The organism is Bacillus marasmi, from assembly GCF_902168435.1.
Taxonomy (GTDB): domain Bacteria; phylum Bacillota; class Bacilli; order Bacillales; family Cytobacillaceae; genus Bacillus_BU; species Bacillus_BU marasmi.
Window position 1 is genome coordinate 74,071 of the sequence record NZ_LR656166.1, and the last position, 22,515, is coordinate 96,585.

Below are 22,515 nucleotides of genomic sequence, written 5' to 3' on the forward strand. Positions count from 1 at the left end.
GGTTTTTTCATGCTGAAAATGAAATGGTTCTTGTCCTTTATTAAAAAAGGAGAGATTTTTGTGGAAAAGCAATCAATTAATGAAATGAACCTAGACATTCTGTCAAATTTTTCAGGGAGCAGGAAGGTATATGTGGAGGGTTCCAGACCTGATATACAGGTCCCTATGCGTGAAATTCTATTAAGTCCAACCTCAAGTAAAGTAGGGGAAATCGAAAATTCGCCAATAACAGTATATGATACGAGTGGTCCGTATACAGATGCAGGATATACTTCAGATATTCGTTATGGATTGCCACCATTACGGAGAGCATGGATTAATGAACGCGGCGATGTCTGTGAGTACGGAGGCCGTTCTGTAAATCCAGAGGATAATGGCTACAAAACGAAAGGTGATATGATTAATCCCGAAGCTTATCCTGGTTTAAAAAGAAAGCCATTACGAGCCCTTGATGGGAAAAATGTGACACAATTACATTATGCTCGCAAAGGGATGATCACACCAGAAATGGAATTCATTGCGATTAGAGAAAATGTTGAGCCGGAATATGTTCGAAAAGAAGTTGCAAGTGGACGCGCCATCATACCAGCAAATATCAATCATCCTGAAAGTGAACCGATGATTATTGGACGAAACTTTCATGTGAAAATCAATGCGAATATCGGAAATTCTGCTGTAAGTTCTTCGATTGAAGAAGAAGTCGAAAAAATGAGATGGGCAACTCGCTGGGGCGCGGATACGTTGATGGATTTATCAACGGGCAAAGATATTCATACAACTCGAGAATGGATTATCCGCAATTGTCCTGTGCCAGTTGGAACAGTACCTATTTATCAAGCGCTTGAAAAGGTAAATGGGATTGCAGAAAATCTGACTTGGGAGGTTTTCCGAGATACGTTAATTGAACAAGCCGAGCAAGGTGTAGATTATTTTACAATACACGCTGGAGTGTTATTACGGTACATTCCATTAACGGTTAATCGAGTGACAGGGATTGTTTCTCGTGGGGGATCGATTATGGCACAATGGTGTTTAGCACATCATCAAGAGAATTTTCTATATACCCATTTTGAAGAAATCTGTGAGATTTTGAAGGTATACGATATTGCCTTTTCATTAGGGGACGGGTTGCGACCTGGATCAATTGCGGACGCTAATGATGAGGCGCAATTTGCTGAATTAGAGACTCTTGGTGAGTTGACCAAAATCGCTTGGAAGCATGATGTTCAAGTAATGATTGAAGGACCTGGTCATGTTCCGATGCACCTAATTAAGGAAAATGTTGATAAGCAAATGGAGGTATGTGGAGAAGCTCCATTTTATACGTTAGGGCCATTAACGACTGATATCGCACCCGGTTATGATCATATAACATCAGCGATAGGAGCGGCAATGATTGGCTGGTTTGGAACGGCCATGCTCTGTTACGTGACACCAAAGGAGCATCTTGGGTTACCAAATAAAGAAGATGTTCGTGTCGGTGTAATTACCTATAAAATTGCTGCACATGCTGCGGATTTGGCTAAAGGTCATCCAGGTGCAAGAAAGCGTGATGATGCTCTGTCAAAAGCAAGATTTGAATTTCGTTGGCGTGATCAATTTAATTTAGCGCTAGATCCGGAACGAGCAATGGAATACCATGATGAAACGCTGCCTGCTGAAGGGGCAAAAACCGCCCATTTTTGCTCTATGTGTGGTCCGAAATTTTGTAGCATGAGAATTTCACATGATATCCGAGACCTTGCGGAACTGAAAGACAGCAGTTACGATAAACTTATTGATAAAGGCATGAAAGAAAAAGCGGTCCAATTCCGAGAAAATGGCGGAAACCTTTATCAAAAATAAACCTAGATGGTGTGATTTTAGGGAGTGTAATAGTGAAGGAAAAAATACAAGAGACGCTTAGCCAAATTGAACAATCTTACGAGGTGAAAATCATCCTTGCCGTCGAATCTGGAAGCAGGTCCTGGGGCATTCCATCGGAATCTAGCGACTATGATGTTCGTTTTCTATATGTGCCTAGAAAAGAATGGTATTTTTCAATCGAAGAAAAGCGTGATGTTATTGATTTTCCTGTAGACAATAGGATCGATTTGCATGGGTGGGAGCTTCGGAAGGCGCTTAGGCTACTAAATAAAAACAATCCACATTTGCTGGAATGGCTTCATTCGTCGATCATCTATTTTCAGGATGAGCAATGCATATCCGCTCTGCGTGAGATTGCACAGTCTGCCTTTTCCTCCAAGTCAGCATTGTTTCATTATATCAATATGGCAAAACGCAATCATCTTGAATTTTTACAAGGACATGAGGTAAAGATTAAGAAGTATTTTTATGTAATACGCCCAATTTTAGCCTGTTTATGGATTGAGAAACACAAGTGCTATCCACCGCTTGATTTCCAGGAATTAGTTCAAGGAACTTTAGCATCTTGTGCGATTAAAGAGTCGATATTATCCTTAATTCAACAGAAAAGGGCTGGTGTTGAAAGCGGGACAACTATTCAATTTACAGAACTTCATCATTACATGCAATTAGAAATCGAAAGAATTTCAAATTATGCTAAATCACTAGCTGAGGAGCACGTAAACCTTATTCCGCAGTTGGATGTTGTCTTTAGAGAGTTATTACAATACGTCTGGGAACTAGATGAAGTTCGGACCGAAACACGGATTTCTCCGAGGTGAAAATAAAAAAGAGCAGCGACTTGCTGCTCTTTTGGCATGAATTGATGGGATTATTTCTCAAGATTTAAATCAGTTGCAGGGATTGGAATAACTTTTCCACCAATTTGTACATGAATTGTATCGTTAAAGATGGCTTTGACAAATCCTTTTAAAGTTACTGATGAATCTACTGAGATTTTCTTGTTGTTTTCTGGTTTTTTAGCCATATTCTTCAACACCTTTCAGAGTTTATAAGATTAAAAAATTGGAAAAATTATTAAGCTAAGTTTATAAAATAATTGTACTCAATGAATTGGACTTTTTGCAAAGAAAAAGTACTAATTATATTCATATTTTTAGCTGGTAATAAATATGATAATTTCCATCTTAGTTTTGGGTGAATTTTCATCTTGCATTTAAGGAAAGCCGATGATATATTAATTAGGCGATGAGCTAATTTGCATAAGTCAATAGACATGCTGCAAGGCTAAACGTATGAATGTGGTCATACGGTCTATTGCCGCAAACGCATAAAAAAGCGTCTGTTTTCGAACAGGCGCTTTTTTTCATGGAGTAAATCAATAATTCGCACCACTAGGCGGTTTGTGAATACAATTTAAAGATACCTTAAACAACCGTTTAATGGAGGAGAGTATGAAAAATCAACCTGGCAGTGGTGCTGCATGGGTTGCAGCGGTTGGAACAGTTATGTCTGCAGTTGGGAGTACCCCTTTTAAAAAGATAGATAAAGAACTACTAAGTGCGCTAAATTTATGGGGAAATGTTTTACAAGCAGCCGGAAATGCGATACAGGCTGATCAGGAACCGGAGATAACCCTTTCGAAAATAGGGAATCAAATTCAGGCTACTGGAAATGTTACGGTAGTTTCTGGAATGGTAATTGATTTTGAAAAAGAAACTCAAGAAAAATTAATTATTACAGGGAATTGGTTTCAAGCTACAGGTGGTCTTATGGCAGTAGCAGATGATATTGAAAACAATCCTCCAGGAGAACAGCTTGATCCAAATGTTGGTTTAGATATCATTGGGAATTTGCTTCAATCTATTGGAAATTCAATGCAAGCTATAGGTGGAATTGAAGAACTAAAAGGGAATGAACAAACTGGTGAATCTATCGATGTTCTTGGGAGTTGGATACAGGCAGTTGGCTCTGTCCTAACAGCGTTAGCAGCAACACCCCAAAAAGCTTAACAATATATCCATAATACTAAAGTTTTTTGTGTGTTTCTCCATTTATACTTATATTAAATCTATTCAATTGAGGAGAAACATCTAATGAAAAACCTACAGCTCAGAATGCTTCTATTACTTACTACTCTCAGTATCGGTTTATTAGGCTGTTCTACTGAAAGTGATGTACCAGCCCCAACAAAAAACTCAAAACAACAATCAACAGAAACGCAAACTAAAACCATTAAACCAGAGGAGCTTTATGCGAGTTTAAAGAATCATTCACAAATGATGCCTCTAGGAGATATTCCGATTCCAGAAGATAATCCAATGACAGAGGAAGTGCTAAAATTAGGGCAAACCTTATTCTTTGATCCGCGATTATCTGGAAACAATCAAGTAAGCTGTGCCACCTGTCATGACCCAAACATGGGGTATGGCGACGATCGTCCTACTTTTAAAGCGTATGATGGTAGCGATGGGGCGCGAAATAGTCCTACTGTAATAAATTCTGGATATTATTCTGTGAATTTTTGGGATGGGCGGGCCGCTTCTCTTGAGGAGCAAGCACTAGGGCCAATCGAAAATCCAAACGAAATGAACCAAAAACTATCCGACTTAGTTCCAGAGCTAAAAGTAGTTGAGGGCTATAAAACATTGTTTTTAGCAGCCTTTCCCGATGGGATAACAGAACAAAATATCGCAAAGGCTCTAGCTGCTTTCCAAAGACAAATTGTCGTGAAGGATACACCATATGACCGTTTCTTAGAAGGAGATATGAATGCGTTGACTCAAGAGGAGTTGCGTGGTCTTAAGCTATTTACCGGCAAAGCATTTTGCTTTACTTGTCACAATGGTGAAAATTTATCTGATAATCAATATTACAATATTGGCTTGAACACGGAGGACAAAGGTCGTTTTGAAATCACGAAAGATGAGGCTGATATTGGTCGAATCAGAACTGCTAGTCTTTATGGTATTACTCATACAGCACCGTATATGCATAATGGAAGCATTGCAACCTTAGAGGAAGTAATCGAGTTCTATGATCGTGGTGGTGATGGTCATCCTAATACGAGCTTCTTCATGAAGCAATTTATGCAACCGCTCGGATTAACTAAAGCAGAAAAGGCGGACCTACTAGCTTTCTTAAAATCATTAGGGGGAGAGGTGCCTTTGTATGCAGCACCTGAACTTCCTGGTTTATAATAGTAATCAAAATGGAGCTGAGGAATATTCCTCAGCTCTTTTCCATTAACAAATACTTTGAATCAATTCAATTGAGTTATTTTTGGGAGAATTAACAAGGGAGCTTACTTGATATGCCTCCATTAATTCAGGTTCCAGTGGCTTTAGTAGTTGGGTAAGCTGTGAAATGTCTCCAATTGTTGGGTCAAGCCAAATTTTCTCGTCATCAGGTTTTAGTATGACTGGCATTCTGTCATGAATATCCTTCATCAATTCATTTGGTGAGGTGGTAATGACGGTGCAAGTAAAAACCGACTTACCTTCAGGTGATTTCCAATGCTCCCACAATCCGGCCATCCCAAACAAATTATTGTTTTTTAACTTGATCCTCATCGGTGTTTTTGACTTGTCATCATGTTTTTTCCACTCATAAAAGCTATCAGCAATGACGAGGCAACGTTTTTTTTGAAACGGAACCTTAAAGCTCGGTTTTTCCAAAAGCGTTTCAGATCTCGCATTGATCATTTTATAGCCAATCGCCATATCCTTTGCCCATGGTGGTATTAATCCCCAGCGTAAATAGCCCATTTTATTAATCGAGCCGTTATTAATAATCGCTAGAACTGACTGCGAAGGTGCTACGTTGTAGTTTGGAAGGTAGGTATCCTCATCCAGAAATTCCTCAATATCGAATCGATTCAATATTTCCTCTAACGTAGCCGTTAATGTGAATCTACCGCACATACCATCACCTCTTTGTACTTATATTACCAGAATCGGTTGGGGTTCTTCAAAGGACCATATTTACTCCTTTGAAAGCATAAGCTAATAGTACTACCTGGATAGGGAATAGTGCAAAAGGAGTGTGCGATGAAAAAAACATGGTTATTGGGGTTTGGGTTTTTTAGCATTAGTATTGGTTGGGCCTTGTATAACGGCTTTGTGCCTTTTTTTCTAGATGATTATTTAACTAGTACAGCGCTCATAGGATTTCTAATGACGTTGGATAATTATGTAGCCTTGTTTCTGCAACCATATATTGGTCATATGAGCGACCGCACGAATACAAAGTTCGGTAAACGGATGCCATTTTTATTAGTTGGAATTCCAGTTGCAGCTTTATTCTTTGCGCTAATTCCGTTTCATAGCCAACTTTTGACGTTAATCATTTTTATGGTCTGTATGAATTTATCGATGGCTATTTTTCGTTCGCCAACGATTGCGTTAATGCCAGACATAACCGTAGAGCATGATCGTGCAAAAGCCAATGGAATCATCAATTTTATGGGTGGTTGCGGAGCTATTTTAGCCTTTAGCATCGGTTCATTCTTATTTAAGATGAATGAAACCCTTCCATTTTTGGCGGTTGCAGCCATTTTTTTAATTGCATTATGGATTATTTTTAAAAATATTAATGAAAAACGAGATGCGATTGAATATACGGTCCAAACTACAACAAATAAAATTCCTTACATGAAAGAATTAAATCCTGCCACCATATTTTTACTTCTCGCCATCTTTTTTTGGTTCATAGCTATCCAAGGAATGGAGGCACTTTTCACACTTTATGGAGTCAAAGAGCTTGGTTTAACTGAAAGTTCCTCTGCATTCTCGTTAGCCTTTTTCTCGTTAAGTTTTGTCCTATCTTCGATTCCATGTGGACATTATGGGGCGAAGTATGGGATGAAAAAAATGATTATGATTGGAATAGTTGGTTTAATAGGCGTTTTTCTAGTCTTGAATTGGGTGAAAACCGTTCTTGCGTTACGGTTAATATTATTAATCGGCGGGGTATTTTGGGCTTGTATTAACATAAATGCTTATCCATTTATCGTGAAGACAGGCAGTGAGCAAAGCTTTGGAACTAGAACGGGTCTATATTATTTAGTTTCATCTCTATCCGCAATCATTTCTCCGCCGATGCTTGGACTACTAATTGATTACTGGGGGTTTGGCATCTTATTTTTTGCAGCAGCAATCAGTATGCTGATAGCCTTGGTATTTATGACAATAGTAAAATCAGATTCAGAAATGCCTCATCATACTAACTTTCTCAATATTGAAGGTTAGGGGATGACAGATGCAAGAAATTTTTTACCGAATTTATAGCATTTCAAATTGCTTCAAAAAGAGTATCAATTCTTAAATAATTTGACATTCTTTTTGAAGCAATGTAGCTTAATAAAACATAACAAAACGCCTAAAAGGAAATCATAATTGTACTTGTTTAAGGCGGTGAAGAGATGGAGTTTTTGAAAGATACTCTGATTGTTTATGGAAGGATAGTCACTATACTCCCACTCTTATTATTAGTGACCCTTTTTATGGGGAAAAGATCCATTGGCGAATTACCCATATTTGATTTTTTGGTTATATTAACGCTTGGGTCTGTAGTAGGTGCAGATATTGCGGATCCTAAAATTGAACACATACATACAGCAACAGCAATTATTGGTATTGCAATACTTCAGAAAGTCATTTCATATTTAAATCTTAGATTTAGAAAGATTGGAAATGCACTAACTTTTGAGCCAACTATTGTGATTATAGATGGTGTTTTAATGGTTAACAACTTACGAAAAATACGTTATTCATTAGATAATATCCTTCAGATGCTTAGGGAGAAAGAGGTTTTTGATATCTCGATAATTAAGTTAGGAATTATAGAGGCAAACGGAAAGATTTCTGTATATAAACATGCAAATCAATCTCCAGTAATACGTGATGATTTGGGGTTGGAAATGAACAGGGATAATATGCCATATCCAATAATTATTGAAGGGGAAATTGACTATGAAACCCTAATCGAGCTAGGTACAAACGTATCATGGCTTATGGAACAACTCAACAATAAAGGAATAAACGATGTGGAAGAAATATTTTTTGCGTCATTGACTAAGGACCTAAAGCTTCATCTTTCTCCATTAAATGATGAAACACCACAGTATATAAAACATTAGAAGCTTTGCCAAATTAAAAGTTTACTGTTTACAAAAATGCACCGCAATAGAGCGGTGCATTTTATGTGGTATGTCTGCATAGACAGTGGAACTGGCTTGAATAGTTCCCTCTATTTTGTAATGATGATTGGCCCGTTTTTAGTAATAATGATTGTGTGCTCGTATTGGGCTACATAGCTATTTTCGGTTACAAAAGTCCAGCCATCATCTAATTGATAAACTTCTTCTTCTTGAGTGGAAATAAATGGTTCGAAAGCGATGACCATACCATCTCTCAACAATTCATTATCAAATGGATCGTAATAATTAAGAATATGATCAGGTGCTTCGTGTATGGTACGGCCAATTCCGTGGCCTGTAAGATTCATAATGACAGTTAAACCATGGTTTTTCGCCGTTTGGTGTACAGCTTTACCAATGCCGCTTTTCTTGGCACCAGGTCTGATTTTTTTTAATCCAGCTTCAAAAGCTTCCTGCGCCACGTCGCAAATTTTCGTTAAAACCTCATCGCCTTTACCAACAACAAAGGAAATGCCTGTATCAGCAAAATAGCCATTTTTTGATCCAGAGACATCTATATTTACAAGATCACCTTCATTTATGACGCGATTTCCAGGAATTCCGTGAGCAACTTCTTCGTTTACACTTATGCAAGTATATCCTGGAAAATCATATTCGCCTTTTGGTGCGGAAATGGCACCAGCACGATCAAATAATTCTCCAGCAAGCTCATCCAATTCTTTAGTTGTTACGCCTGGAATACATTTTCTAACTAACTCATCGCGAATTTCAGCGACAATTTTTCCAATTTCTTTTAAAGCGTTAATGTCCGCTTCTGTTTTTGCAATCATATTAATCCCGCCTATATTTTAGATTCATTTCATAGTATACCACTTTTTGTCTAAAACGTTTTTCCTGATTTATTTTTTAAATAATTCTTGATGTTCGCATAAAAAAAGAAGCTGGGACAGAACTAAATGATTCTATGTTAAAGTTCATAGGTGATTTTCAGGAAGGTATGAGAAAAAATAAGCGGAGAATTTCCCGTTATTGTATGTAAGGGGAGCTAATTGATTTGAAATAAGAGGAGAATTTCCGCTTAACTGCTCCCAAAAAGACAAAATACAGTGATTTTTATGAAATAAGGGGAAAAACTCCTGTTATTTATAGGGAAATATGGGTATTACCCAAAATAAGCGGAATTCTTCCGCTTATTTTTAAACACAAGTAAATCAACATTCGGGTTATCAGACTCCCGTGCAAAAAAAATTGCACACAGTTATTTCATGGTAGTGCCTATTTAAAAAAACCGAACTATTAGGAAATTCTAAGTAAGAATGTCACAAAACAGTTCGGTTTTTTGTTTAGCTGAAATACTTATGTCCCAGCCTCTTTTAGAAAACGTTATGAGTCTACGGGTACCGGTGGCTTTTTCCGAGAATTTAAAAACTTAACGATGTTTAAAACAATTGTTTTTACAACTGCATAGGTTGGAATGGCAAGTACCATCCCAAGGATACCGGCGAGGTTACCGGCTGCTAGTAATAATATAATAATTGTTGCTGGATGAGTATCCAAGCTTTTTCCAAGAATCAGCGGAGAAAGGACGTTGCCTTCAATCTGTTGCGCAATGACAATGACGAGTAGGACGAGCAAGGCCTTTGTCGGAGAGTCAAATAATGCAACGATAACCGCTGGCGTACCCCCAAGAATCGGTCCGACATAAGGAATAATATTCGTCACAGCGACAATTAAGGCTAGAATGAGCGCATATTTCAAATCAATAATCATATAACCGATAAACGACAGCGTTCCGACTGCAAGCGCAACGGTCACTTGGCCTTGAATATATGCGGATAAAGTTTCTCCCGTTTCCTTTAACACAACTAATCCTTCATCTCGGTATGATACAGGTAGAAATTTGGTCAAGCTTTCCGGAAATTTATGTCCATCCTTAAACATATAGAAGAGAAGGAAAGGCACAGTAACCAAAATGACAGTGATATTTGCGATAACGCCTACGATGCTGGTAATACTTGTGGTAATACGATTCGGAAGAGTATTCGCAAATTGAATCAGCTTATCTTCAACTGTTTCAAGCAGGTCGCTTTGCTCATCGATCACCCATTGATATTGGCTAGAATGAGCCATGTCATCAAAGAAATCTAAAGTTTTGTCTGCATACCTCGGAAGATCATTTGCTAAAGCTGTAAACTGTTTTGACACCGCAGGGACTAAGTTCCCGATAGCCAGTACTGTTAACCCAGTAAAAGCTAGATAAATAAACAGTATCGCAAGGATTTTCGGGACTTTTTTTCTAGTTAAGAAAGTAACTACAGGATTAAGAAGAAAATAAAGAAACCCTGTAATTAATATCGGGAAAAAGACGGTTGAAAAGAAAATTCCGATTGGTTGAAATAAAAACGATATTTTCGTTGAAACAAATATAATGGTTAATATGAGCAGGATTTGGACTAACCAATACTGCAATTTATTTTTTGTCTGCAAAGTATGTACCTCTGTTTCGTAAGATTATTACCATTAAGTATAACAAATCATAGAATTGTAGAAAATGAGTAATATTAGTCAAGATTTCGAATTGTTTTTTTGGTAAAATGAAGGTAGGCATTATTATGAATACTTGTTATTTTCTTATCCTCAATAAAAGGAGGCAAAATAAATGAGTATCGGCATTGCTATGATTGGGTTAACTTATTTCTTTGTCCTCGTGATGGGGTATTTATATACGGTTTACAATAATGAAAATAAAGAAAAAAGCCAAATGATTATCAATAAGGCTTATCAATATGCCTATAGTATTCTTCTCTTTGGAATACTCATTGTGTTAGCGCTTGTATTTTTACCACATATTACTTTAGACCCGCTAACAACGAGCTATTTAATTCTTGCCTGTAAATTTGTTTCAGTGCTGACCCTTGCTGGATGTATATTTATTTTTAGTAAGAGAACGCAAAAGCGAAGAATTTCAAAATAAAATAATGAAAAAAACGAGTCAAGTCAACTTTTCAAAGATGATTTGGCTCGTTTTTTTGTTTATAAATTTACGGAGGTGTTATGCGCCTTCTTTTGTTTGTTTTACTTTTTTCTTTACATCCCATTTGAAGATTTTATTGAGTAATAGATAAATAGCTTTTGATTCTTTTGTGAGTAGTGGGCCGATTATCGAAAGAACCAAAACGTAAACAGCTGTAAATGGTTTTAAGACTGGCATTAATCCTGCCGTAATTCCGAGATTAGCAACGATGATTGAAAATTCCCCTCTGGAGACAATCGTCAAGCCGATATTGGAGGAGGCTTTGTGAGATAATCCGGCCTTTCGACCAGATATGAGTCCAGCGACAAAATTTCCAACAACAGTGAGCACGACAGCACCTAAGGCAAGCCAGACTGCGCCACCTAAGCTAAATGGATCGATGCTAAGACCAAAACTAAAGAAAAACATTGCTCCGAAGAAATCACGAAATGGGACGACTAGCTTTTCGATTCGGTCCCGATGCTCAGTTTCAGAAAAGACTAATCCCAGTAGTAAGGCGCCAATCGCCTCAGCAACATGGATCATTTCTGAGAATCCCGATATGAAAAACAAAGCTGCAAAAATGACGATAATAAAAATTTCATTGGATTTTATATTTAATAGTTTATTAAGTAGTGGTGCACCTTTTCTTGCAATGATAAAAAATAGAATCATATAGGCGAGGGAGATGAGAACGGATGTGATTGTGCCGACGATTGAGGCAGAACCATTTAATAAAAGTCCTGACATGACTGACAAAAATAATGCAAGGAAGATATCATCGAATAGGATGATTCCTAAAATTAATTCCGTTTCTGCATTGGCAGTTCGCTTTAGATCAACCAACACTTTGGCGACAATGGCACTAGATGAAACACTGAGCAGTCCGGCAATGATTAATGTTTCCATAATTGGAAAACCTGTAATGAATCCATAAAGTAAACCTAGGAGAAAATTCATCGAGACGTATATACTTCCACCAATAACAATTGAACGGCCTGATCTCACTAATTTTCCAACTGAAAATTCTAGACCAAGATAGAAAAGTAAAAACAAAACCCCAATACGTCCAAAGAAATCAATAATCTCTGAGCTCTTAATAAAGGTGAGGTCGATAATTCCAATTTGGGGAGCGTGCGGTCCAACGGCCATTCCTAACAGGATGAGAAAGGGGATAATCGAAAATCTTAGTTTGCTAGCAAGAACCGCTGCCATCCCGACTAAGACAAGAGCTGTACCTACTTCAAATACTAAATGATTAGCCATTCGCTTCACCCATCCCTTCGCGCAAGTAAATCTTTAATAATTACTTTGATTTGATTTCGATGACCAGAAACAACGAGTGTATCGCCTGCTTCGAGTAAAGTCTCAGGTCCAGGTGTATTAATTTTTTGATTGTTCTTTTTGATGATTGCGACAATCGTGATATGGTAATTTTCCCGAATCTTGAGGTCGCCGATGGATTGATTTACGGCTTTTGCTCCGTTTTGAATTTTATACCACTCGATTACTAAATCATCAAATGCAATCTCAATCGTTTCCAATGCTTTAGGACTATAAGTCATACCGCCAATAATCCCTGCAATTTGTCTAGCCTCAGTGTCAGATAAAGTGGTGCTGGCAATTGCCTCCTCATGATCATTTTGATCGAAATAGTAAAGATCTCTTCGACCATCATCATGGATAATGATAACCATCTTCTCTTGATTTTTTGTAATTACTTCGAATTTTTTTCCGATTCCTGGAAGTTCGATTTCACGAATTTTCATTTCAGTTCCTCCTATTCATGTTGGTCATGGATTAAGCGGATGAAATCATAAGTTAACGTCAATTTCTGTTCGGATTTTTTCATCCTTTGAAATACCAAGGTATTTAAGCGTTTCGGAAGGTGTAGAATGATGAAATTGCTTTTGCAGGAGCGAAATCGCAATCCCTCGTTTATAGGCATGAAAGCCAAAAGTTTTACGCATTGAATTAGTCCCGATTTTTCCAGAAATCCCAGCTTCAACAGCAGCCTGGTGAATAATTCGATAGGCTTGTTGTCGTGAAATAGGCTCACCGGTCTTTGCTGATTTGAATAAAAAGTCGTCATTATTCAAATGCTGGGAATGTACAAAATCAGTGATTGCTTTTTTGACTTTTTGATTTAAATAAATTTCTTGAGCCTTTTCTTTATAAGGGATTAGAATGAAATCTTTAACACAGCCATCATCCATTAAATCCCTCACAGATAGACTCAATAATTCATTAATCTTAAGCCCCGTATTAATTCCGAAAACAAACAGAACATAATCTCTTTCTGAATGCCTCTTTAAATAGCGCTTCATTGCTTGGATTTCCTTGATATCTCTTAGAGCTTCAACGTATTCCATTGTAATATATCCCCTTAATTCATGTTACACAATCATATTATAACATATGATTATGTAACATGTGAGTTATTTGTTAAGTATTTCACAATTATGCGAGAAAATTCATTCATTTGTGTTTGCTGATGGTAATCAAGATGCGTTATGATTTGATTATTATTATTTGACATTCAAAGGAGTCATTTTTAGGTGCGGATTTCAAAGGTTAAACCAGATATAGATACGATTTGTCATTATTTTGACGAACAGCATCAGTTCCATACAACAATATTGGTTTATTTTTTCCATCAACAGCAACAATTACGGGCGCAATTGATTTTTCCGTTTAACCGTAATGGGAATTTTACGATTGAAAAAATTGAAGTCTTCCATCATGAACAATGGAATGATAAGAAAGGCAATGTTGAACAGTATGGTAGCGCATTAGCCAAACATGTCATGGTTATGCTTTTAGGGAATAATATTATTGCGGTGGAACAGATTGCTAAACAGAGTCTTGAAGAAAGCTTTCAGCAGTTCGTGCGATTATTAACCCAAAAATTAATTGATTTGTTAAAGGGTAAGCTGCGATTGGAATGTGAGATAAATTCGGATTTTTTATGCATTCTTACCCGTGTTTCGATAAATGATGAGGTCGTGGTTGGAAAAATCGCTACTAATGTTCATTTTTCAAATCTAGTTCAAATAGAAGAGCTTGCAGAACAATTAGCAGCCAAATATGCTACTGAGATTCTCGTGAATGTTGACAAGTTTCAAGAAATCCAAGCTGAAATTGGTGAAGACCAAACGGTTTATGTTACCACGATTCCTTTGATCAATCCGGTATCTGAGGATGGAGCCCTTGCTATGTCACTTGAAGTCGGCATTCAGTCAATTGGTTATTGTAAAAAATGCAATAAGCAGCTTTCTAGTCCAATGGGTTCAAACATAAAAATTAATCCATTAAGAATAGAGAATCATCAGGATGATCTGTTGATTTTAACCGTTGGGAGTACCCTTCAATGTGACCAATGTGAGCGTTATGTTAAAAAAGAAAAAATTACGATGTGGGAGCATCATTCTAATCAGCTTTTAGCCAAGAAGGATATCGAGAAATTAGTTGAGCTTGGGCAGATGAATAAGCATCAGTACATACAATCACTTTTAGAAGCTGCGGTTGAGCATTACGACTATTTCCATGTACGAGCCCAGCCTTTTTGGAATGCGTTTTCTTATCTTGCTATAGCCAAATGGGAACAATTTTGCCGAGAATTAACTAGAATTGAGCTTTTGGAAGGACTAAGAGTCTTTTCAGACGATGTTCCTTCGGACGCTTCTAAGGAAAGCTTGTTGAGTCGAGTAGCTAAACTAGTGAAAACGGAGGCTGATAAACAATCATTTTGGCGGGCAGCCAATGAAAAAGTGATTGAACATTATTTGCGCATTACGGTTTTTGGCTGGGAGCTTGATAAGGAAATTAGGATTATTGGTGATAAGCGGGCCGAGTTTATTTTTCAATATTTACCTTGTCCTGACCTACTTAAACCATTTATTGAGAAGTATTCAGCGTACTTTACTAATGGTGCTAGTGCAGAAGATAACAGGCTCCATAGCACACTTGAGAAACAGCAGTCGCAAATTCGTCAGCTGCAGCAGGAGAATGGGCAATTATCGGAAAAATTGGGCAGTGCCTACGCCCGTATTGATGAATTGGAAATTGCGGCATTTATGGTTGAACAGGAAAATAGAAATCAGTATGATTTGCGGAAAATTCACCAGTTGAAGGGGTTGATAGCTGAGCTTAAGGAAGAACTAGCAAGGCTGTCAGTTCATGAGCCAAATAATGTAGCTATTATTGAAGAAGATGGAGTAGAGTTAACTGAGGTTTCTGAGGAAGAAAACATCATTTCACTTGAAAATGAGTTTAGCGGAAAAACTATCTTAATTTTAGGCGGATATCGTGCAAAAAAAATAACAGGGGAGATCCCATATGAGATCATTACTCATGATGCTCGCTTGTTAGACCCTGTGTTTTATGACATGTTAAAGTCTGCTGACATTATTGTTGTACTCACTCGCTTTATTTCGCACCGAGCGATGTGGGAGGCGAAGGAGTTTGCTATCCTCGAGGATAAGGAGATTTACTATTCTTCGTTTACTAATTTTCAAAGGATTCTTCGTGAGATTGCAGGTAAGAAATTGGGTGGATAATTGAAATATCCAATAAAATAGGGTTTTACGGTGTGATTCGGTCAAAAGCTCAAACCGAAAACTTCACCGCAAAACCCTTGATAAGCCTCAAGTTGCTGAAAATCATCAAGCAGAGTCACTATGGGAGCTCAGGAGCCTCAAAAATCGGTGGCTCTCCACCGAGCACTTTAAGAAAAGCTAATAGATCGGCTTTTTCACCATCAGTCAACCCAATTGGTGACATAAAATTTTTTAAATAAAAGCTTTTATTACGATCCTCGTCCCCACCTTTATCATAATAATCGATCACATCTTCTAAGGTCGCGATACTACCATTATGCATATATGGGGCAGTGTGCGTGATGCCGTAAAGTCCAGATGTTCGGAATTTTCCCATATCACCGGCTTTTTTCGTTAAGGCATAAAGTCCCTCATCTTTTGATTCAAGTCCGACATTATAAAAATTGTTATCGGTAAGGTTAGGACCATTATGACAGGTTGAGCACATTGCTTTTCCAGCAAATAAATCTAAGCCGCGCAATTCTTTCTGTGTTAAAGCTTCTGTATTTCCTTCCATGAACTGATCATACCGAGTATCTTCAACCACAATCTGTCTTTCGAAGGCAGCTAGAGCTTTTGCAATATTATCAATTGTAATCCCATCGGGAAATGCTGCCGAAAAAGCTATTTGATAACCTTCAATACCCTTTAACTCATCTACTAAAGCATTGAGGTTCTGATTCATCTCATTCGGATTTTCAATCGGACCAAGTGCCTGCTCTTCCAAGGATTTTGCACGACCATCCCAAAAATTTACTTTATAGTAGCCGGAATTAATAATTGTTGGACTGTTTCTAGCCCCATCTTCACCATTAATCATCTCAAACTTTGGTTTACCATCTCCATAGCCTTTTTCTGGCTCATGACACGTTGCACAGCTCCGATCATTGGCCCCGGAAAGACGCGAGTCAAAGAAAAGCTGGTTACCCAACTTTACAATTTCAGGAGACATTGGGTTATCTTCAGGGATTGGAATCTTACCTAAAGCAGTCAGAGAGCTATCATTTTTAAGAGTCTGGTAGAGTTTTACTGGGTCTATTTCTTCTTTTGACTCTTCTTTGTCAGAACAAGCTGAAAGAGTAAAGATCACGAATACTAGTGCAAAAATCATACTTGCCTGTTTCATAAAAACTAGCCTCGCTTTCAAAAAATATTGTCAAAACAAATATTTTCATAATATAATTATAATTTTAATAATTAGAAAATTACACCAAGAATTTGACTAATTTATAAACAATGCAAAATATATTCTGAAAAAGTATTTGATACCCTTATTTTAATAAAGTTCACAGAAAAATTGAACATACTAAAAAATAGTAGTTGACAAAACATGCGTTTTTTAGCATTATTAAATTCATAAAACCAATGAGTTTACTTGGTATTACATTGAGGTGAGTAAACATGTATTTAACAATTGATGGAATTGAAAAGACTTTTATTAATGATAAAAAGGAAAAAGTAAAAGTACTTGATGGTATAAATTTAGAAGTTGAAAAAGGGAGCTTTGTTTCGATAGTAGGCCCATCAGGATGTGGGAAATCCACATTATTATACTTAATCGCAGGACTTGATCAGGCAGATAAAGGAGAAATTCGCATTTTGGACAAAAATGTAACAAAGCCTGGACCAGATCGTGTGGTTGTGTTTCAAGAGGCTGGTTTGTTTCCGTGGTTAACGGTTCTTGAAAATGTTACATATGGTCTTAAACTTAAAAACTTGCCAAAAGATGAAGCAAAGGCCAAAGCACTTGAGGTACTTAAAATGGTTCATTTAAGTAAATATGTGAATTCCTATCCGCATCAGCTTTCTGGGGGAATGAAACAACGGGTTGCAATTGCAAGAGCACTTGTAATGGAGCCAGATATTTTATTAATGGACGAACCATTTTCTGCATTAGATGAACAAACTAGAATGGTACTTCACAAAGAGTTATTGGAAATTTGGCGGAAAACAAAGGTGACGATTTTCTTCGTAACTCATAACATTCGTGAAGCAGTGCTACTTTCAGAAAAGGTTGTCGTGTTTGCGACTCGCCCAGGAAAAATAAAAGAAACGGTTCATATTAGAACGATGCAGGATGGCATAATGCCTGATAGTGTGACCTTAAATAAAGAGCAAAGAATCCTAACAATTTTACAGGAAGAAATAGAGAAGGTATTGAAGGAGGAGATGGGCGATGACTACAGCTTTAAGACGGATCATATTCATCGCGGTGATAGCGATAATATGGGAAGTTACATCTAGAACTTCCAGCCTACCAGATTTTATGTTTCCAAGCTTAACTCAAGTGTTTGAAACATTATATAACGGCCTCATTAGCGGACAAATCACCGCTGCGGTAGGAAAAAGTATCGGACGGATTTTAATTGGTTTTTCAATTGCTATTATCCTCGGACTTATTATGGGTTATTTTATTTGGCGCTATAAATTGGTCGAAGATACATTAGGGTTTCTTGTAACAGCACTCCAATCCATTCCAAGTATTGTCTGGTTCCCGCTTGCGATTATCTGGTTTGGACTAAATGATTTTTCAATCCTGTTTATCGTTACAATTGGTGCGACATGGACGATGACTACAAACGCAACAAGTGGTTTTAAAAATGTTCCGCCACTCTATCAGCGAGTAGCGAAGGTATATGGTTCTACAGGTTTTCATTTTATCAGAACTGTCATATTACCAGCATCAGTGCCGCAGCTCATTTCCGGACTACGAGTCGCATGGGCATTCTCATGGCGGGCATTGATGGCAGGTGAACTACTTGGCGGCGGTGGAGGTCTTGGTCAATTATTAGAAATGGGCCGTTCATTAGGACAGATGGATCTAGTCCTGTCGGTTATGTTTATCATCGCTATCATTGGTACATTGGTTGATAATGTTGTCTTTACCCGTTTAGAACGCAACGTTCAAACAAAATGGGGCGTAAAACGTTAATATTTTTATTTAAAAAAGGAGAAGAGACTATGTTGAAAAAATCTTGGGTTTACGTTTTGATTTCAGCACTATTAATTGGAGTATTAGCAGGTTGCGGTGCAGCCGATGAAACGAAAGAAAACAATGCAAGCAGTGACGGTGAAAAGAAAACCGTAAAAATTGGCTACTTTCCAAACTTAACGCATATTGCCACAATCGTAGCACTCGAAAAAGGCTATTTTAAAGAATCCTTTGGTGAAAATGTAACAATTGAAACAAAAACGGTAACAAACGGTGGTTTATTTATGGAAGCAATGGCTACAAAAGCAATTGATGTCGGCACAGTCGGTCCTGGTCCGTTATTAAATTTCTATGTGAAAAATAAAGAATATCATATTATTTCAGGAGCAGTTAATGGCGGGGCAGTGTTAGTAGCTAGAGACGGAGCAGGCATTAAAGAATTAAAAGACTTTGATGGTAAAAAAGTAGCGATTCCTGTTGTCGGAAGCACACAAGATGTTATGCTGAGAAAAGCGCTTAAGGATGCAGGTTTAAAAGCGAAAACTAGCGGAGGAACTGTTGATTTATTTGCAGCAGCACCAGCGGATACCGCTACATTATTCGTACAAAAATCAGTTGATGGAGCAGCAACTCAAGAGCCTTGGGGCTATGTTTTAGAAAACCAAGCTAACGGTAAATTAATTCTAGATTGGGACGAGTTTGCTTGGGGTAAAGAATCAACAAACACAGTTGTCGCAGCACGCAATGATTTCTTGAAAAAAACGGATTTAACGAAATCCTATTTAGAAGCTCATAAAAAAGCAGTTGAATTTATCAAAGAAAATCCTGAAGAAGCACAAGAGGTTGTTATCGCGCATCTAAAAGAGTTAACGGGTAAAGAATTAAATAAAGATGAAGTTAAAGCAGCATTCTCTCGTCTTGAAGTGACGACTGAGGTGAACGAAAAGGTTATTCAAGAAATGGCTGACATTAGTAAGGAAGCTGGATATATTCCAAGCAATAAAATTGATGGTATGATTGACCTAAGTATTTTAAAAGATGTTTCAAAATAATAAATCGTTAAAACAGAAGGCTAAAGAGTGATTCTTTAGCCTTTTTCCTTTTTGCCAGGAGAAATCTCTTGTTGAGTGTTGGCTTTGTATTTATTACGAAATTAAGAACTAAAAAGGAAATGTTGTTAAAATTTTTTTGTAAGCGTTAAAATTTTATTGGAATATTATTATGTCTGTGTTATTCTACAACAAGTGAGAATGATATTTCGAAATAACATCTGGTATATCAATCTCGAAGGCTTCAAAAATTTTTTTAATCTATATGTAATCGTTTTCAATGGAGTGATGATGAATATGGAAGTCGACGATAATACTCAAATTTTTGATCATGCTATTCGGACAGCAGATATGCTGGTAACAATGTTTGGCAGTAACTGTGAAGTGGTGGTTCATGATTTTAAAAACTTAAAAAAATCATTAATTCACATAGCGGGAAACGTTACAGGAAGAAAAATTGGTTCACCATCTACAGACTTAATACTATCTGAACTGAAGAAAAACCCAGCGGACATTGAGGATATTCCTAATTATAAAACTCAATCCCAAAAAGGGAATATGATGAAATCATCTACTGTTTTTCTTCGGGATAGAAAACAGAGCGTTATTGGTGCGCTTTGCATTAATTACGACGTTACACAAATGATGTTATTTTCAGCAGATATGGAGCAATTCCTTTCGTTTGATAGTAATCATCATATGAAATCTGAGAACTTCTATTCAACAGTTCAAGATGTCATTCAAGATATGGTCGACCAAGTATTATTAAAGTTTAAAAAGGCGCCAGCAACCTTGAGTCTAGACGAAAAGATCGAATGTGTAGGAATGCTAGAGGAAAAAGGAGCTTTTTTAATAAAAGGTTCAACAGAATATCTAGCATCAGTTCTAGGAGTTTCCAAGTTTACAATCTATAACTATCTCAATAAGATTAGGGCTCAGAACGAATATCACTTAGAAAACCAAGTAAAAACATAGTTAAACAAAGAATTGTACTAACATACAGGGAGAGACATCATGGAGATTATTAAAGGTACCGCACTACTATTATTGGTTTTAGGATTATTTTCATTATTTAGCTATAAAGCACCAAAAGGAATGAAGGCAATGGCTGCTCTTGCGGGTGCCGCTTGTGCAGCTTTCCTCGTTGAAGCGTTTCAATTGTTTGTAGGTGGAGATTTATTAGGAATCAAATTTCTTGGAGAAGTAGGGACTGCCGCGGGTAGTATGGGCGGTGTTGCAGCAGCAGCTTTAGTTGCACTCGCAGTTGGAGTTTCTCCAGTATATGCATTATTACTTGGAGTGAGCTGTGCTGGACTTGGACTTCTACCAGGATTTATCGCAGGTTATTTAGTGGCATTTCTAGTGAAACTCATCGAAAAGAAAGTCCCAGGTGGACTTGACCTAATCGTTATTATTATTTTCTGTGCCCCATTAGTACGTTTTATCGGGGAATTAATGGTACCAGTAGTAAATGCAACATTGCTTAATATCGGAGGAATTATTACCGAAACAGCTAATAGTAATCCAATCTTAATGGGAATCATTTTAGGTGGAGTTATTACTGTCGTAGCCACTGCACCGCTTAGCTCAATGGCGTTAACAGCCATGCTTGGTTTAACAGGTATGCCAATGGCGGTTGGTGCTTTGGCTGTATTCGGATCTTCCTTCATGAACTATGTTTTATTTGATCGTATGAAGTTTGGTGATAGAAGGACGACAATCTCTGTAGCGATTGAACCATTAACTCAAGCGCACATCATTTCAGCCAATCCGATTCCTGTTTATGTAACGAACTTTATTGGTGGAGCAGGTGCTGGTGTCGTGATTGCTTTATCAGGTTTGATAAATAACGCAACAGGTACGGCTACTCCGATTGCTGGATTAGCTGTAATGTACGGGTTTAACGACCCAATGAAGGTAACACTTGTGGCTTTAGCATGTGCAGCAATTGGTTTAGCAAGTGGATTCTTAGGTTCTATTATCTTTAAAAACTATAAGATTAAAACGGTTGATCAATTAAATCAGATTGAAAGCGAAAAAGAAGAATTATTAGCAAGTTAATTTAGCGATTTCTCATAATATATTAAAAAATAACAAAACTGGGCAGTTGTCCAATCCTTACCATTTCGATTGTGATTCGATTCGAAAATCGTAAGGGGAGGGGAACTGCCTGTCAATTTTGAAAAGTATGGGTTTATTACCCTTTCATATATAAGGAGTGTTTGCGATGATGAAATATCGGTCTGCTTTTGACATCATTGGTCCGGTGATGATTGGACCATCTAGTTCACATACAGCTGGTGCAGCTCGAATTGGTCGAATTGCACGTACATTATTTGAAAAACAGCCGAATAAGGCGGTCATTTCATTATATGGTTCCTTTGCCAAAACATATAAAGGCCATGGGACAGACTTAGCTCTAGTTGCTGGTCTATTAGATTTTGATACATTTGATGAAAGAATTCCAAACTCGTTAGAAATTGCAGAAATGGTTGGAATGGAAGTGGTTTTTCGGGAGGAAAAGGCCGTTCCTGAACATCCGAATACTGTGAAAATCAACCTATCTGATGATGATTCGGAAATTGAAATCATTGGGATTTCGATTGGTGGCGGAACGATTGAAATTACGGAAATTAATTCATTTAAGCTTAAATTATCTGGTGACCCAGCCATCCTCGTCATTCATCGTGATCGATATGGCATTGTAAGCTCTGTTACAACAGTTCTATCTCAATATAAAATAAACATCGGTCATATGGAAGTTTCTCGTAAAGAAAAAGGTGAAATGGCGATCATGGTGATTGAGGTTGACCAAAAAATTGAGGATGACGTAATGAATGAGCTGAAAATGCTTGAAGACGTAAAGCGAGTCATCCGCATGGTCGAATAACAACGAG

22 protein-coding genes are annotated in these 22,515 nt (G+C 37.5%); 14 read left to right on the forward strand and 8 right to left on the reverse strand.

Annotated features, from left to right (window positions below):
• Nucleotides 1–84: 84 nt before the first annotated feature.
• Both thiC and FXW34_RS04620 read left to right on the forward strand, forming a co-directional pair.
• On the forward strand, nucleotides 85–1,845 hold the full coding sequence (thiC, locus tag FXW34_RS04615) for a phosphomethylpyrimidine synthase ThiC (RefSeq protein ID WP_425457402.1): 1,761 nt from the start codon (nucleotides 85–87) through the stop codon (nucleotides 1,843–1,845).
• 32 nt (nucleotides 1,846–1,877) lie between these two features.
• Entirely contained in the window at nucleotides 1,878–2,687 is an 810-nt protein-coding gene (locus tag FXW34_RS04620; protein WP_147532798.1) for a nucleotidyltransferase domain-containing protein, read from the forward strand.
• Between the two features lie 50 nt (nucleotides 2,688–2,737).
• Here the strand turns inward: FXW34_RS04620 and FXW34_RS22810 are convergent, their stop codons facing one another.
• Nucleotides 2,738–2,893 carry a hypothetical protein gene (locus FXW34_RS22810; RefSeq protein WP_187118829.1) on the reverse strand — a complete coding sequence of 52 codons (156 nt, stop codon included), beginning with the start codon at nucleotides 2,891–2,893 and terminating at the stop codon, nucleotides 2,738–2,740.
• 415 nt (nucleotides 2,894–3,308) lie between these two features.
• Between FXW34_RS22810 and FXW34_RS04625 the strand changes: the two genes are divergently transcribed.
• A complete protein-coding gene (locus FXW34_RS04625; RefSeq protein WP_147532799.1) occupies nucleotides 3,309–3,878 on the forward strand; it encodes a DUF6944 family repetitive protein in 570 nt (189 codons plus the stop codon).
• An 84-nt stretch (nucleotides 3,879–3,962) separates the two neighbouring features.
• Nucleotides 3,963–5,066: a cytochrome-c peroxidase gene (locus tag FXW34_RS04630; protein ID WP_147532800.1), complete on the forward strand. Its 1,104-nt coding sequence runs from the start codon at nucleotides 3,963–3,965 to the stop codon at nucleotides 5,064–5,066.
• A 45-nt stretch (nucleotides 5,067–5,111) separates the two neighbouring features.
• Here the strand turns inward: FXW34_RS04630 and FXW34_RS04635 are convergent, their stop codons facing one another.
• Nucleotides 5,112–5,789: an SOS response-associated peptidase gene (locus tag FXW34_RS04635; RefSeq protein ID WP_147532801.1), complete on the reverse strand. Its 678-nt coding sequence runs from the start codon at nucleotides 5,787–5,789 to the stop codon at nucleotides 5,112–5,114.
• Between the two features lie 126 nt (nucleotides 5,790–5,915).
• Here FXW34_RS04635 and FXW34_RS04640 point away from each other — a divergent pair, with 126 nt between their 5' ends.
• Together FXW34_RS04640 and FXW34_RS04645 are read left to right on the forward strand one after the other, a co-directional pair.
• Complete coding sequence (locus tag FXW34_RS04640; RefSeq protein WP_147532802.1) at nucleotides 5,916–7,115, forward strand: SLC45 family MFS transporter; 1,200 nt, start codon at nucleotides 5,916–5,918, stop codon at nucleotides 7,113–7,115.
• Nucleotides 7,116–7,288: 173 nt separating this feature from the next.
• The gene (locus FXW34_RS04645; RefSeq protein WP_147532803.1) at nucleotides 7,289–8,005 is read left to right on the forward strand and encodes a YetF domain-containing protein; all 717 of its coding nucleotides are present in this window, start codon (nucleotides 7,289–7,291) and stop codon (nucleotides 8,003–8,005) included.
• A 110-nt stretch (nucleotides 8,006–8,115) separates the two neighbouring features.
• Here the strand turns inward: FXW34_RS04645 and map are convergent, their stop codons facing one another.
• Nucleotides 8,116–8,856: a type I methionyl aminopeptidase gene (gene map / locus FXW34_RS04650; RefSeq protein WP_147532804.1), complete on the reverse strand. Its 741-nt coding sequence runs from the start codon at nucleotides 8,854–8,856 to the stop codon at nucleotides 8,116–8,118.
• 553 nt (nucleotides 8,857–9,409) lie between these two features.
• Entirely contained in the window at nucleotides 9,410–10,513 is a 1,104-nt protein-coding gene (locus tag FXW34_RS04655; protein ID WP_147532805.1) for an AI-2E family transporter, read from the reverse strand.
• Nucleotides 10,514–10,685: 172 nt separating this feature from the next.
• Here FXW34_RS04655 and FXW34_RS04660 point away from each other — a divergent pair, with 172 nt between their 5' ends.
• A complete protein-coding gene (locus FXW34_RS04660) occupies nucleotides 10,686–11,000 on the forward strand; it encodes a hypothetical protein (RefSeq protein WP_147532806.1) in 315 nt (104 codons plus the stop codon).
• 78 nt (nucleotides 11,001–11,078) lie between these two features.
• Here the strand turns inward: FXW34_RS04660 and FXW34_RS04665 are convergent, their stop codons facing one another.
• From FXW34_RS04665 to FXW34_RS04675, 3 genes are read right to left on the reverse strand one after another with little or no spacing between them, the layout of a single operon-like run.
• Nucleotides 11,079–12,305, reverse strand: coding sequence for a cation:proton antiporter (locus FXW34_RS04665; protein WP_147532807.1), 1,227 nt, complete (start codon nucleotides 12,303–12,305; stop codon nucleotides 11,079–11,081).
• A gap of 5 nt (nucleotides 12,306–12,310) precedes the next feature.
• Nucleotides 12,311–12,808 carry a cation:proton antiporter regulatory subunit gene (locus tag FXW34_RS04670; RefSeq protein WP_147532808.1) on the reverse strand — a complete coding sequence of 166 codons (498 nt, stop codon included), beginning with the start codon at nucleotides 12,806–12,808 and terminating at the stop codon, nucleotides 12,311–12,313.
• 45 nt (nucleotides 12,809–12,853) lie between these two features.
• A complete protein-coding gene (locus FXW34_RS04675) occupies nucleotides 12,854–13,411 on the reverse strand; it encodes a tyrosine-type recombinase/integrase (RefSeq protein ID WP_147532809.1) in 558 nt (185 codons plus the stop codon).
• A 186-nt stretch (nucleotides 13,412–13,597) separates the two neighbouring features.
• Here FXW34_RS04675 and FXW34_RS04680 point away from each other — a divergent pair, with 186 nt between their 5' ends.
• Nucleotides 13,598–15,598, forward strand: coding sequence for a DUF2325 domain-containing protein (locus FXW34_RS04680; RefSeq protein WP_147532810.1), 2,001 nt, complete (start codon nucleotides 13,598–13,600; stop codon nucleotides 15,596–15,598).
• A gap of 118 nt (nucleotides 15,599–15,716) precedes the next feature.
• Here the strand turns inward: FXW34_RS04680 and FXW34_RS04685 are convergent, their stop codons facing one another.
• The gene (locus FXW34_RS04685) at nucleotides 15,717–16,763 is read right to left on the reverse strand and encodes a cytochrome-c peroxidase (RefSeq protein ID WP_147532811.1); all 1,047 of its coding nucleotides are present in this window, start codon (nucleotides 16,761–16,763) and stop codon (nucleotides 15,717–15,719) included.
• 275 nt (nucleotides 16,764–17,038) lie between these two features.
• Here FXW34_RS04685 and FXW34_RS04690 point away from each other — a divergent pair, with 275 nt between their 5' ends.
• The 6 genes from FXW34_RS04690 to sdaAB all read left to right on the forward strand — a co-directional run bounded on the left by FXW34_RS04690 (nucleotide 17,039) and on the right by sdaAB (nucleotide 22,508).
• Nucleotides 17,039–17,881 carry an ABC transporter ATP-binding protein gene (locus FXW34_RS04690; protein ID WP_147532812.1) on the forward strand — a complete coding sequence of 281 codons (843 nt, stop codon included), beginning with the start codon at nucleotides 17,039–17,041 and terminating at the stop codon, nucleotides 17,879–17,881.
• Entirely contained in the window at nucleotides 17,814–18,569 is a 756-nt protein-coding gene (locus FXW34_RS04695) for an ABC transporter permease (RefSeq protein ID WP_147532813.1), read from the forward strand. Before FXW34_RS04690 ends, FXW34_RS04695 begins: the two co-directional genes overlap by 68 nt.
• A 29-nt stretch (nucleotides 18,570–18,598) precedes the next feature.
• Nucleotides 18,599–19,621, forward strand: a complete 1,023-nt coding sequence (locus FXW34_RS04700; protein WP_147532814.1) for an aliphatic sulfonate ABC transporter substrate-binding protein — start codon at nucleotides 18,599–18,601, stop codon at nucleotides 19,619–19,621.
• Nucleotides 19,622–19,915: 294 nt separating this feature from the next.
• Nucleotides 19,916–20,593, forward strand: coding sequence for a helix-turn-helix transcriptional regulator (locus FXW34_RS04705; RefSeq protein WP_147532815.1), 678 nt, complete (start codon nucleotides 19,916–19,918; stop codon nucleotides 20,591–20,593).
• Between the two features lie 39 nt (nucleotides 20,594–20,632).
• A complete protein-coding gene (locus FXW34_RS04710) occupies nucleotides 20,633–21,679 on the forward strand; it encodes a PTS sugar transporter subunit IIC (RefSeq protein ID WP_147532816.1) in 1,047 nt (348 codons plus the stop codon).
• A gap of 169 nt (nucleotides 21,680–21,848) precedes the next feature.
• Complete coding sequence (gene sdaAB, locus FXW34_RS04715; protein WP_147533037.1) at nucleotides 21,849–22,508, forward strand: L-serine ammonia-lyase, iron-sulfur-dependent subunit beta; 660 nt, start codon at nucleotides 21,849–21,851, stop codon at nucleotides 22,506–22,508.
• Nucleotides 22,509–22,515 lie beyond the last annotated feature (7 nt).

Excerpts from the sequence above, each read along its gene's own strand:
- thiC (WP_425457402.1), top strand. The coding sequence starts at position 85 with ATGAACCTAGACATTCTGTCAAATTTTTCAGGGAGCAGGAAGGTATAT.
- FXW34_RS22810 (WP_187118829.1), bottom strand. The coding sequence starts at position 2,893 with ATGGCTAAAAAACCAGAAAACAACAAGAAAATCTCAGTAGATTCATCA.
- FXW34_RS04625 (WP_147532799.1), top strand. The coding sequence starts at position 3,309 with ATGGAGGAGAGTATGAAAAATCAACCTGGCAGTGGTGCTGCATGGGTT.
- FXW34_RS04630 (WP_147532800.1), top strand. The coding sequence starts at position 3,963 with ATGAAAAACCTACAGCTCAGAATGCTTCTATTACTTACTACTCTCAGT.
- FXW34_RS04635 (WP_147532801.1), bottom strand. The coding sequence starts at position 5,789 with ATGTGCGGTAGATTCACATTAACGGCTACGTTAGAGGAAATATTGAAT.
- FXW34_RS04640 (WP_147532802.1), top strand. The coding sequence starts at position 5,916 with ATGAAAAAAACATGGTTATTGGGGTTTGGGTTTTTTAGCATTAGTATT.
- FXW34_RS04645 (WP_147532803.1), top strand. The coding sequence starts at position 7,289 with ATGGAGTTTTTGAAAGATACTCTGATTGTTTATGGAAGGATAGTCACT.
- map (WP_147532804.1), bottom strand. The coding sequence starts at position 8,856 with ATGATTGCAAAAACAGAAGCGGACATTAACGCTTTAAAAGAAATTGGA.
- FXW34_RS04660 (WP_147532806.1), top strand. The coding sequence starts at position 10,686 with ATGAGTATCGGCATTGCTATGATTGGGTTAACTTATTTCTTTGTCCTC.
- FXW34_RS04665 (WP_147532807.1), bottom strand. The coding sequence starts at position 12,305 with ATGGCTAATCATTTAGTATTTGAAGTAGGTACAGCTCTTGTCTTAGTC.
- FXW34_RS04670 (WP_147532808.1), bottom strand. The coding sequence starts at position 12,808 with ATGAAAATTCGTGAAATCGAACTTCCAGGAATCGGAAAAAAATTCGAA.
- FXW34_RS04675 (WP_147532809.1), bottom strand. The coding sequence starts at position 13,411 with ATGGAATACGTTGAAGCTCTAAGAGATATCAAGGAAATCCAAGCAATG.
- FXW34_RS04685 (WP_147532811.1), bottom strand. The coding sequence starts at position 16,763 with ATGAAACAGGCAAGTATGATTTTTGCACTAGTATTCGTGATCTTTACT.
- FXW34_RS04690 (WP_147532812.1), top strand. The coding sequence starts at position 17,039 with ATGTATTTAACAATTGATGGAATTGAAAAGACTTTTATTAATGATAAA.
- FXW34_RS04695 (WP_147532813.1), top strand. The coding sequence starts at position 17,814 with ATGACTACAGCTTTAAGACGGATCATATTCATCGCGGTGATAGCGATA.
- FXW34_RS04700 (WP_147532814.1), top strand. The coding sequence starts at position 18,599 with ATGTTGAAAAAATCTTGGGTTTACGTTTTGATTTCAGCACTATTAATT.
- FXW34_RS04705 (WP_147532815.1), top strand. The coding sequence starts at position 19,916 with ATGGAAGTCGACGATAATACTCAAATTTTTGATCATGCTATTCGGACA.
- FXW34_RS04710 (WP_147532816.1), top strand. The coding sequence starts at position 20,633 with ATGGAGATTATTAAAGGTACCGCACTACTATTATTGGTTTTAGGATTA.
- sdaAB (WP_147533037.1), top strand. The coding sequence starts at position 21,849 with ATGAAATATCGGTCTGCTTTTGACATCATTGGTCCGGTGATGATTGGA.